We start from the raw sequence: 11,016 nt of genomic DNA on the forward strand, positions 1-11,016 counted from the left end.
GTTCCCCGTTCCCTCTTTTCCCCAAAGGTCTATTCGATTCAAACTCGATCGCCAAGGCAATTTCGTACAGTTCCCGGCGAGAATGGGCGGTGTTTTGGGCGAGTTGTCGGCTAGCTTGCGATCGGGAAATTCCTTGCCCCATCAAGGCGGTCAATTCTTCGACGATCGCCGTTTCGGTTAGGGTGGGCATCGAAAGTGTCGCCCCCGCAACCACCAGGGTAAACTCTCCTTGAGGTGCTTTCTGGGTATAGTATGCGATCGCTTCATCCAAGGTTCCTCGCCAAAATTCTTCGTGTAGTTTGGTTAACTCCCGTCCGATGGCAATGGGGCGAGTTCCTCCCAATATCTTCGCTAAATCTTCCAGGGTTTGGCGCAAACGGTGGGGCGCTTCGTATAAAATCAGGGTGCAAGTTTGGGATTTGAGCAGTTCCAGCCGCGAGGAGCGAATTTTGTTTTTCGTCGGCAAAAACCCCTCAAAGAAAAAGCGATCGGTGGCAATCCCCGAGGCACTCAACGCGCGCAAGCTTTGACGAGTTCGTAGCCGGGGTCGGAAATTCCCGGCATTCCTGCATCCGTCACCAGGGCGATGCTTTCCCCGGCTAACAAGCGATCGAGCAATTGAGGAATCCGCTGGGTTCGGTTGTGTTCGTAATAGGCAATTTGCGGGGTGGAAATCTGGAAATGCTTCAGGAGTTTGCCCGTATGGCGGGTATCTTCAGCGGCGATCGCATCCACCTCCCCCAACACCCGTACCGCCCGAAAAGTCATATCTTCCAGATTGCCGATGGGGGTTCCCACGATGTATAACGAACCAGCAGCGTTCTCTTGCATGGATGAAAACCGGTTTATTTGTGGGGGCAATTACCCTCGATTTGGTCTATTTAGTCGAGCGATTTCCCAGAGCCAACCAAAAAGTCGTCGCGTCCGATCGCACTATAGCAGCCGGAGGCCCAGCCACCAACGCCGCAGTGGCGTTTGCGGCCCATCGAAATCGGGCAACGGTGATGGGGGTGTTGGGATGCCACCCGATCGCCGAGTTGATTCGATCGGACTTAGAAGGTTGTGGGGTGGAAATTATCGATTTGCAACCCGATCGTGCCGATCCGCCCACAGTTTCCTCGATCGTGGTAACGCAATCGACTGGAGAGCGATCGGTGATTTCGACTAATGCAACGAAAGCACAATTTTCTGATGACTTATGCTTGCAAAATATCCAAAATGATGCATTGCAAAATATCGATATTGTTCTGATGGACGGGCATCAAATGGAACTGAGCGAGGCGATCGCCCGACAAGCAAAAGTGCGAGAAATTCCGGTGGTTATAGATGGTGGCAGTTGGAAGCCGGGATTCGATCGGGTGTTGAATTTTGCCGACTACGCTATTTGTTCGGCTAACTTTTTTCCACCGACCGATCTCATATATTCTGATGCTAATAAAAATTTAAAAGGTGATGATGTATTTACTTATTTACAAAATTTAGATATCCCAAATATTGCCATTACTTATGGAGAAAAACCCATTGAAGTGTTTAGTCAAGATAAACGATTTCAAGTAGACGTTTCTCCGATTCAAGCAGTCGATACCCTCGGCGCGGGAGATATTTTTCACGGTGCGTTTTGTTCTTATATTTTGCAACAAAAATTTGCTGAAGCGCTGAAGAATGCGGCACGAGTGGCCGCTCGTTCCTGCGAGAGTTTCGGGACGCGAAATTGGCGTAGTTCGATCGATAGATAAACCGATCTCTCCACGATCGCTTATCAGCTCGCCGAAATGGCAGAGTGCGATCGAAATATTTATACGGATAGCTTCTATTTGTTGAATCGCTACAGCCCAACGGGGCTGAAGTAATAAGTAGTACCTATTAGACCCGATCGAACGGTATGAAGCCTCTTGATTCATGAAGAAAAAGTTTAAACCTAATTTATTTTTTGAATCTTCTAATTTTAAGCCTGAGCTAAACTTATGACTTATGACTTATGACTTGAAACTTATTACAGTTGAAGACCGATCGAATTGAGTCATTTTACAAAGAGATAAAAATTGATACTCAAAAATCCAGACAATACTGAAACCTACTATCAAACATTAGGCAATAGAAGCGCTAAAACCCTAGTCTTATTACACGGTATCGGTGCCGACTGCGGGATGTGGCAACCCCAAATGAAAAAATATGCAAATCGGGGGTATCATCTCCTAGTACCCGACCTTTTCGGTCATGGGCGATCGTCAAAATTAAGCCATATTACCTTGTCTGATTGGCACAATCAAATTAACTGGCTTCTAGAGAGGCACGATATCAAAAAATGTACTCTCATTGGAGTCAGTATGGGGGGTGTTATTACTCAATCGTTTGTTGTTAATTACTTAGATAAGGTCGAAAAAGCGATCGTCGTTGATTCATTTAGTGAACTTAAAACTTACAAAGAGAAGCTGTTGGGATTCTCTGCTGTTGTTGGATTTAATCTGTTCAAATTTTTGGGAAAGAAGTTTTTGTCAAAAGGAATGGAGTTGAATTACAGCCAAAGCTACGCGCAGCCAGCTCGAGACTATTTTCAAAAAGTCAGTTTAAATCTCGATCTAAACCAGATGATTTTGGCGAGAAAAGCGATTAATAAAATTGATGATTTAGAAAAATTGAAATCCATCACGCTCCCAACTTTAGTGATTGTCGGTGCTCAGCTAGGTCAATGGTTTATTGAAGTCAACCGAAAGATCGCCAATTCATTACCCAACTCTCAATTCGTCATCTTAGAAAACTCAATAGATCCCTCGAATCTCGTGAACCCAGTTGAATTCGATCGATACGTCCTTGAATTCCTCCAAAGAGAATCGCTCGATTCTCCGACTTAAGCTGAAGGGGAAAGGATTTCCCGATCGCCAAGAATGTTGATGTCATCCGAGGCGATCCGTCGTATCAATGGAACTGCGAACCGATATGCTACCCTGCATACAGTCCCTCGCCCGATCTCCCCATGCTCGTAACTGCCGCGACATCTACCGTCTGCGAACCCATCGCCACCTACGGAGTTAGCAGCCCTCGATACGTTGAAGTATTGGTAGACTCTCAGGGCGGCACAGACAAACTTTTTACCTACGGATTGCCCGCCGATTTAGACGTGCAGCCGGGGGATATTTTAAGCGTTCCCTTTGGAGCGCAACAAGTCGGGGCGATCGCCATTCGCCACCTCGATCGCCTGCCGGAAGATTTAGCCCCCGATCGCATTAAACTCATCGAAGATATCGTCAGTCGCGGCTTCTTTCCCCCCCACTACTGGCAACTCCTCGAACAAGTCGCCAGCTACTACTACACCCCCTTACTCCAAGCCATTTCCGTCGCCCTTTATACCATCGGTTTTGCCGAGAGTGTCGTCATTGCCTTTCCCAACCTCAATGCAACGGCGATCGCTCTGGGAACCACCATCCTCGTTACCGTCGTCGCCGTCAAATCCGCCAGCTTTGCCGTGCGCACCCAATATTTCATCATGGCGGCGATCGTCTTTTCCCTGGTGTCCTTCTCTTTCGGCAAACCCATCGAACCTACGAATATTCAGGCTTGGGGATCTGCCCTGGCCGAACCGGCCCCCTTCTGGTCTGTTTTTGCCCTATTTTTCCCCGCCGTTACCGGGATTATGGCCGGGGTGAGTATGTCTGGCGATCTCAAAGATCCCTCCCGTTCCATTCCCGTCGGAACCCTGGCGGCGGTGGGAACGGGATACATCGTCTATATGATTTTGCCCTTCGTTTTAGCCAGCCGTGCCTCAGCAATGACTTTGGCTGATAACTCCCTGGTGATGCGAGATACCGCATTCGTTCCCTTTGCCATCCTCCTAGGGGTCTGGGGAGCAACGCTATCGAGTGCCTTGGGTAGCATCTTGGGTGCACCCCGAGTGCTGCAAGCCTTAGCCCGAGATGGGGTTTTACCGGGCCCGATGCGGGTGTTGGGTAACGGCAGCGGTCCCGACGACGAACCGCGCCTGGCCACCTTCGTGACGTTGGGAGTAGCGATCGCTGCGGTTTGTATCGGCGACTTGAACCTGATCGCACCGGTACTGTCGATGTTTTTCCTGAGTACCTACCTGGTGTTGAACCTGACCGCAGCCATTGAGGGATTCTTGCAAAACCCTTCCTTTCGCCCGACGTTTAAAGTGCCCTGGTTCTTTTCTCTCCTCGGGGCGATCGGCTGTATTGGGGTGATGTTGCTCATTAACCCCTTAGCAGCGGTTGTCTCGGCGATCTGCGTCCTGGGGATTTACCTGTGGCTGGAAAATCGACAACTGCAAAGCACTTGGGGTGACGTGCGTCGGGGATTGTGGATGGAAGTGGTACGAACGGGGATTTTCAGCCTCAGCAGCACCCCCGACCCAAAATCTTGGCGACCCCATATCTTAGTTTTGTCCGGCGCGCCGATGCGGCGCTGGGCGTTGATCGACCTGGCTGCCAGCTTTACTCACAATCGCGGGTTAATGACCGTGTCGAGCATCCTGCCAAGTGGCTCGCGGGATATGGCTCAGCAGAGCGCCTTAGAAGAGAAGATACGGGACTATTTAGACAAGCGAGGGGTCCAAGGTCTCGTGCGCTTAATTACGGCTCCCGATCCCTTTGAAGGGGCGGAGCGATTGGTGGAAATTTACGGTCTGGGTCATCTGGTTCCCGATACGATCGTCCTGGGATACACGCAGCAAGCCGAACACCGACAGCGCTATTGTCAGACGATCGCCACTTTACATAAATCCCAGTGCAACGTCGTCATTTTGCGCGACGATCGCGAAGAAGAGTTCGCTCAACGCCAGCGGATCGATGTTTGGTGGGGAGGACTGCAAGCCAACGGTAGTTTGATGCTATTACTGGCGCATTTGCTCCGAACCAGTGACGGATGGCGAGGCGCGCAAGTTTTTATCAAGCTCGTGGTTCCTCACGAAAGCGCGGCGGAAGCTGCCCGCAACAACCTCAAGGCAATGCTGGGTAACTGGCGCATCGACGCACAACCTCAAGTGATCGTCGGTGAAAATCGACCTTTCCGAGACATCTTGCAAGAATCCTCTTGCAACGCCGATTTGGTGTTTCTGGGGATGGCGAAGCCACAAGACGATCGCGATTACACCTCGGACTACGATCGCCTCGAAGAATTTGCGGCCGGTTTGCCCACCACCGTGTTCGTGCTTGCCGCCCCAGATTTTGCTTTTGAAGAGGTGCTTCAGCTCAAATGACTTTTGGCTTCGTGCGCCACTTGCTCGGATTTATCCCCAGCCAGGGTGGTAAGTGCCTCGCGGGTGCGATCGTCGTCAAATCGACCCAGAGCTTGAGCGACTCGGAAGCGCATTTGCCAGTCGTCGCAGGTGACAAAGGGAAGCAGTAGGGGAATGGCTCGCTCGTCGCCTAGTTCTCCGAGCGCACCCACGGCCATGCCCTGTACGAGTTCTTCGGGAGCTTGGAGGGCATCTTGAAGGATATCAAACCCGCGCGTATCTTCCATGCTTCCCAAAGCAGCCACGATGCTCAACTTAATAATCCAATCGGAGGAAGATTGGTAGAGTTGTTGCAAATCTTCGAGGGCTTCGGTGAGTTTGAGCGCACCCAATGCATCGGCGGCAGCCGCTTTGACATCGAGTTCTGCATCGTTATACAAGCGGTCGCGCAGGATTTCGAGGGATGCGCCCCGGTTTTGTGCGCCTACACTGGCAAGCTTGCTCACCGCTGAGTACCTGACGCGATCGTTGGAGTCGCAAATGACAGGTTGAACCAGCTCGAAGGCAATGGCAGGTTCGAGTTGACTTAATTGATTGATACCGCGAATGCGATCGCCGAAATTTTCGGAGGCGAGCAGTTGCCGAACGGACTCAGGAGTAATCGTCATTTTGAAATTTGATTTTGAGGGTTGAGCTTTTGATAAAAAATGGGTGAAACCTCATTGATAAAATTGAGGTCGACGACCCGAAAAAGAAGGAAGAAAAAAGTTACGCTTTACCGTTTTAGAAAAGACTGAGAGAATCGCACTTTTAAGTGAGGGTGAGGGATAGATTGCTAGAAATCGAAGATATTCTAGTTGAAAGCTGTGGGAAAATCGATCTGATAAGTCGAAGATCCATCCTCTTCTAAAATCGCTCGTTATTTTGAGCGATCGGCTGTGAGTTTAGGTCGAGAAAATAAATATTTTGACAAGCTAAACCATCCACCGAGCGATCGCTCTCAAGACTGGAAAATTATTCCACTTCAGCCGCCATCGCCCGAATAATATCTCCCCGCGTCAATATGCCAATAACGCGATCGTTTTCATCTAAAACCGGGAGCCGATTAATTTTTTTCTCGTGCATCAGTTGAGCGGCTTCTCGTAAAAAGGCTTCTGGCTTTATCGTCACGACCGAGCCTTTTGACATCACTTCTCCGACGGTTTGTCCGAGGGCTTTATGCAATTCTCGTTCGTATCGAGCGGGGTTTTCTAAGTAAATAACACTGTCGAGAATGGTAATGTAAGCGGGTTCGGGAACGCCGGATTCTCTCCACATCAGATCGGTTTCAGAGAGAATTCCCACTAAATTACCCTCAGCGTCAATGACGGGTAAACCGCTAATTCGACGCTCGGCAATGATTTTTATGGCTTCTTGAATGGGGGTTTGGGGTTTTACGGTAACGAGGTCGCGGCTCATTACATCTGCCACGGTTTTGGGCATCGTTTAAATTATTTGCGATCGACATCTTTGGCTATCATACCGCTGTCCGTTACCGATCCTGAGTTTCCACCGCCGGGGGTTGAAAGACGATCGATGGTGGAGTGCTCTTGGCAGCATCACCCCATGCGGATAGGAGAATGCTGCTTACACTTGAGAAGTTCGCTCTTGGGATGACCCGAAATTTTCTCGGGTGTTGCCTTCGGACATTCTTATTATCCCAGCCTCTTTTTTGAGACTTGTTATACTCAGTATACTTGTGAAGATTTATGTAGCCGATTCTCATTATGGCCCAAGTCAATGCTAGCGAATCGCTTTGGGAAGGTGAAAAGCCTTGTATTTTAGTGTGCCAGCATCGCTCGTGCGCCATGCAGGGATCGGCTCGCACTCTCAAAGCCTTTGAGAACGAAGCTTTATCGGATTTTACCGTCGAAGGGAGCGAGTGTATGGGACAATGCAGCTCGGGACCGACAGTGCGCGTCACCTCCGATGAAACCTGGTATTGCCAAGTCCAGCCGGAAGATGTTCCCAAGATTGTCGAGCAACATATCAAAGGGGGAGAGCCGGTGGAAGAAAAGCTCAATCCTCGCATTCATCTGCGAATGTATTTTTAGTTGGCGGTTCGTTTTTCTCAATCGCGAGCGCGGCGGTTCGCTAAATCGTCAACTTCATGCGATCGACATTTTTCAACTGGGTTTTATTGAAGACGACCAACGCGATACAGTGTAGTGAAGCAGCCCAGGGGAAGAGATGAGAGAGGGATACACAATTCGCTTCAAAGGGGTAAAAACGATCGCCTTGGCTTGGGGGATAACGATCGCCTTAGAAATAGCGCCAGCGATCGCTCAGACGCTGCCAACTGTTATCGAAATCGAACCGGATCTCGAACTCGAACCCAATCCTGGACTCGATCTAGACCTCGATTCCGAAATCGAACCGGATCTCGAAATTGACCCCGAACTCGAACGCACCCCCGAACTCGAAGCAATCGATCCAGAAAATTTCTTTCGATCGGGTGTTGAAAAAGCCCGCCGCCAGGAATACGACGAGGCGATCGCCGATTTCGATCGTTTGCTGGAGCTAAACCCGTTCGATTTTAGAGGCTACTACAATCGGGCATTAGCGCGGGCAATTGTGGGAGAACGGGAGGGAGCCATTGACGATCTCACCGAAGCTCTCGAAATCAATCCCTTCGATCCCCAAATTTATAATAATCGCGGGATTTTGCTCTACGGATCGGGAGATTTTGAGGGGGCGATCGACGATTACAACCAAGCGCTCAAATTCAATCCCAACAAAATAAATACTTACTACAATCGGGGGATGGCGCGCGCTCAAATTGGCGACATTGAAGATGCGATCGAGGATTATACCCAAGCGATTCAACTCGACCCCAACTATGCCCAAGCCTATAACAATCGAGGCATTGCCCGCACTCAAATTGGCGACATAGAAGGGGCGATATTCGATTATACTCAAGCCATTCGACGCAATCCCGATTTCGCTTCGGCCTATTACAATCGAGCACTGGCACAGGTATTGTTAGGCGATCGTCAAGCCGCATCGATCGATTTGCAAGAAGCCGCCGATCTATTTTTAGGGCAAGAAGAAATCGGGCAATATCAGACAGTATTAGAAACGATTCAAGAGTTAAGCCGTTTTTAAGCTCTTTTAGTTTGTATAAAGCTGAGGGCTGAATGCTTACCCTGTTTTTACTTCACCACTGGAAAAAACCATGCTGCGAACTCGCAAACATGGGTTTTTGGCTAGGAGAAATGAGTAGAAACGCACCGATATCTATCTAGGATGTCGTAACTTATGAGCGATCGATTCTAGACTCCTTTAGAAAATCGAGCGATTTAGCTACGGACTTCAAAAATTTGATTTTGGAGAAATATCGTTCTTCTCTATAGTGCCAAATATAACCTCAAATTGGCGATACCGAATTCCGCAAGATCTTTCGCTCGTTCGGACCTTGAGATTGTAGGCGATCGATGTTAAGCATTAGAGTAAGTCTCAAAATGGTCTAATTCGATCGGCTAGAATGTAGATATCTCGATCTTAGTTACTTTCAATACAAAACTCGATCGAAATCCACAAAATATTCACATTTAAGTTGCGGTCGATATGACAAAGCCAAAATTATCCCATTCAAAAATGGGCATCGCCTCATTCTGCATTAGTCTCCTCGTACTTCCGCTCATGGTGTTTAGTGCAGAGGCACAATTTAGAATAGAAGACTATATTCCAATATTAACATTTGCCTTAATTGGTGTCGGTTTGGCAATTTCAGGAATGTTCTACAGACATCGAAATCGGCTTTTTCCTCTTCTTGGAGGTATTATCAATGCCGCTAGTTTAATAGCATTTTTGATGATTCGCCCGGCACTTGTAGGAAATCAAGCAGCATTATCGGTTTTCACTCCTTCCTCATTTCTCACTTTTTTTGCTGGGGTAGGAACCGGGGCACTACCCCTACTGTACGAAGCCTATATTTCAAAAAAGCATTGAGATTGCAGGCGATCGATGTTATATATTAGAGTCCGCCTCAAAATCGTCTAAATCGATCGGCTAGACTATAGATATCTCGATCTGAGTTGCTTGCAATACAAAACTCGATCGAAATCTACAAAATATTTACATTTAAGTCGCAATTGATATGACAGAGCCAAAATTATCCCATTCAAAAATGGGAATTGCCTCATTCTGTGTTGGACTCTTCGTACTTTGGCTGATTACGAATTTAAACCTGAGATCTTTTGGTATAGATGACTATATTTTCTTCCTATTATTTGCTTTAATCGGTCTGGGTTTAGCAATTGCCGGAATGTTTTATAAAAATAGAAATCGGCTTTTTCCCACTCTTGGGTGTGTTATGAATACCGCTTGTTTAATTGCGATTTTGGCGCTTCGATCCGAAATTGTATGGAATTAAGCTAAGCAATATTATTCGTTTTTATTTAGAGTTTTAATACCAATTTACAACGTTTTTTATTGCTATAAGGTACCAAAAATGTAGGGGCGGGTTTAGCTAAAAATTATGCTCTGACTGAGACTTATTATCGCATCGCGCACCCGCCTTTCCCTGCTATACCCTGATTGACTGACAAAAGTCTCGATCGTTTTGCAATCTCGCGCGGTTGGGCCCGTGGAACGAAGTCTAACGCAAGCCCTTATCGTTGTTGGGCTTCATGCTTCAACCCAACCTACAGCTTATTATCGCATCGCGCACCCGCCCTCCTTTACCGTACCTTACTGAAAACGACCGCTGCTTTAGCGTTGGCGTAGTTCCCCGCAGGCATTGGCTCACGTCAAAATCCTAAATCTGCCTTCGCCGACTCCGCCGCTGGTAACACCACCTCCGAGGGCATCTCTTCCCAGGCCGCTTCGCCGATTTCACTGTAGAATGTTTCGTCGTAGGGGCGCGTCTTCACCACCACGGGCATGGGGACGGCATGACCGAGAATTAGGGCTTGTTGCTTGGAGTCGAGTTTGGAGAGCACCGATCGCAAACTTTGCCCCCCAGACACTCCGGTGAAAATTGCCTCGATATCTTTGTCGTCGTTGAGCAATGCTGTAATCCGGGTTCCCACTTGGGACATCACCTCGTTATCGATCCCCGAGGGACGCTGATCGACAACTAGGAGGGTGACGAAGTATTTACGCATTTCGCGGGCGATCGTCCCGAAAATCGTACTGCGAACTGAAGCCGGATCGAGAAAGCGGTGGGCTTCTTCGATGGTAATCACCAACTGACGGGGACGATCGAGGGGGTTTTTCGTTTGCAGGAACCGTTCCGACTTGGCGACGTAGTGGGCGTGAATTCGCCGAGTAATCACGTTTGCCGCCAACATATAGGACAGCATATTCGACTGGGAACCGAACTCGATGACGACGTGTTTCCCAGCTTCGAGGGAGTCTAAAATCTGGCTGACGTAGTTTTTGGGGCAGGTATTGCGGATATACTTCAACTCATCCAACCGCATCAGTTTGCGCTGCAAAGCCATAATCGAGGACTTGTTCCCCCGCCGTTCCTCGCAAAACATCTGAATCTCTTCGTTATCCATTGCCAGGAGTTGGGTAATCCACGCTCGCCCGAACTCCGTGCGCAGAATAATCGCATTTTCCAGGCTGGCTTCGGAAAGGTTTAACTCTCGCTGTACCAGCATCATGTCTTCGACATCAATTTGGTCGTAGCTGAGGTAAAGTTCTTGTGCGTCTCGAATGCCTCGGCGACGAGTAGACTCCGGATCGAGGGTGTAGATTTGTACTTGGGAGGGGAAAAGCTGGCGCAACCCCTTCACGGTGCTAAATTGCTTGCCTTCGCAGGGAGCTTCCCAACCGTACTC

The 11,016-nt window shown here is 48.7% G+C and carries 10 protein-coding genes and 1 pseudogene; 7 read left to right on the forward strand and 4 right to left on the reverse strand.

What is annotated here, in order from left to right:
- A pseudogene (rsmI, locus tag IQ235_RS08225) lies at positions 1-831 on the reverse strand (16S rRNA (cytidine(1402)-2'-O)-methyltransferase); the annotation flags it as partial.
- Positions 832-833: 2 nt separating this feature from the next.
- Here rsmI and IQ235_RS08230 point away from each other — a divergent pair.
- The 3 genes from IQ235_RS08230 (at position 834) to IQ235_RS08240 (ending at position 5,209) form a co-directional block, all read left to right on the forward strand.
- Positions 834-1,736 (forward strand): PfkB family carbohydrate kinase, encoded by a 903-nt coding sequence (locus IQ235_RS08230; protein WP_264320998.1) that lies wholly within the window; start codon positions 834-836, stop codon positions 1,734-1,736.
- Between the two features lie 306 nt (positions 1,737-2,042).
- A complete protein-coding gene (locus IQ235_RS08235; protein ID WP_264320999.1) occupies positions 2,043-2,852 on the forward strand; it encodes an alpha/beta fold hydrolase in 810 nt (269 codons plus the stop codon).
- A 122-nt stretch (positions 2,853-2,974) separates the two neighbouring features.
- Positions 2,975-5,209 carry a primosomal protein N' family DNA-binding protein gene (locus IQ235_RS08240; RefSeq protein WP_264321000.1) on the forward strand — a complete coding sequence of 745 codons (2,235 nt, stop codon included), beginning with the start codon at positions 2,975-2,977 and terminating at the stop codon, positions 5,207-5,209.
- Here the strand turns inward: IQ235_RS08240 and nblB are convergent.
- Both nblB and IQ235_RS08250 read right to left on the reverse strand, forming a co-directional pair.
- A complete protein-coding gene (gene nblB / locus IQ235_RS08245; RefSeq protein ID WP_264321001.1) occupies positions 5,197-5,856 on the reverse strand; it encodes a phycobilisome degradation protein NblB in 660 nt (219 codons plus the stop codon). The two genes, IQ235_RS08240 and nblB, sit on opposite strands and share 13 nt — an antisense overlap.
- A 346-nt stretch (positions 5,857-6,202) precedes the next feature.
- On the reverse strand, positions 6,203-6,670 hold the full coding sequence (locus IQ235_RS08250; protein ID WP_264321002.1) for a CBS domain-containing protein: 468 nt from the start codon (positions 6,668-6,670) through the stop codon (positions 6,203-6,205).
- A gap of 284 nt (positions 6,671-6,954) precedes the next feature.
- On the opposite strand from IQ235_RS08250, the gene IQ235_RS08255 reads away from it, so the two are divergent.
- The 4 genes from IQ235_RS08255 to IQ235_RS08270 all read left to right on the forward strand — a co-directional run bounded on the left by IQ235_RS08255 (position 6,955) and on the right by IQ235_RS08270 (position 9,602).
- Positions 6,955-7,281 carry a (2Fe-2S) ferredoxin domain-containing protein gene (locus IQ235_RS08255; RefSeq protein WP_264321003.1) on the forward strand — a complete coding sequence of 109 codons (327 nt, stop codon included), beginning with the start codon at positions 6,955-6,957 and terminating at the stop codon, positions 7,279-7,281.
- Positions 7,282-7,417: 136 nt separating this feature from the next.
- Positions 7,418-8,332, forward strand: a complete 915-nt coding sequence (locus IQ235_RS08260) for a tetratricopeptide repeat protein (protein WP_264321004.1) — start codon at positions 7,418-7,420, stop codon at positions 8,330-8,332.
- A 462-nt stretch (positions 8,333-8,794) separates the two neighbouring features.
- The gene (locus IQ235_RS08265) at positions 8,795-9,178 is read left to right on the forward strand and encodes a hypothetical protein (protein ID WP_264321005.1); all 384 of its coding nucleotides are present in this window, start codon (positions 8,795-8,797) and stop codon (positions 9,176-9,178) included.
- Positions 9,179-9,326: 148 nt separating this feature from the next.
- Complete coding sequence (locus IQ235_RS08270; protein ID WP_264321006.1) at positions 9,327-9,602, forward strand: hypothetical protein; 276 nt, start codon at positions 9,327-9,329, stop codon at positions 9,600-9,602.
- Positions 9,603-9,978: 376 nt separating this feature from the next.
- Here IQ235_RS08270 and IQ235_RS08275 read toward each other — a convergent pair.
- Positions 9,979-11,016, reverse strand: a 1,038-nt coding sequence (locus IQ235_RS08275) for an ATP-binding protein (RefSeq protein ID WP_264321007.1), incomplete at its 5' end; no start/stop codon positions are given.

Source organism: Zarconia navalis LEGE 11467 (assembly GCF_015207075.1).
GTDB lineage: Bacteria > Cyanobacteriota > Cyanobacteriia > Cyanobacteriales > Geitlerinemataceae > Zarconia > Zarconia navalis.

Bases quoted from the DNA above. Each gene is read 5' to 3' on its own strand.
- IQ235_RS08265 (WP_264321005.1), top strand. From the start codon at position 8,795: ATGACAAAGCCAAAATTATCCCATTCAAAAATGGGCATCGCCTCATTC.
- IQ235_RS08240 (WP_264321000.1), top strand. From the start codon at position 2,975: ATGCTCGTAACTGCCGCGACATCTACCGTCTGCGAACCCATCGCCACC.
- IQ235_RS08230 (WP_264320998.1), top strand. From the start codon at position 834: ATGAAAACCGGTTTATTTGTGGGGGCAATTACCCTCGATTTGGTCTAT.
- IQ235_RS08250 (WP_264321002.1), bottom strand. From the start codon at position 6,670: ATGCCCAAAACCGTGGCAGATGTAATGAGCCGCGACCTCGTTACCGTA.
- IQ235_RS08255 (WP_264321003.1), top strand. From the start codon at position 6,955: ATGGCCCAAGTCAATGCTAGCGAATCGCTTTGGGAAGGTGAAAAGCCT.
- IQ235_RS08270 (WP_264321006.1), top strand. From the start codon at position 9,327: ATGACAGAGCCAAAATTATCCCATTCAAAAATGGGAATTGCCTCATTC.
- IQ235_RS08260 (WP_264321004.1), top strand. From the start codon at position 7,418: ATGAGAGAGGGATACACAATTCGCTTCAAAGGGGTAAAAACGATCGCC.
- nblB (WP_264321001.1), bottom strand. From the start codon at position 5,856: ATGACGATTACTCCTGAGTCCGTTCGGCAACTGCTCGCCTCCGAAAAT.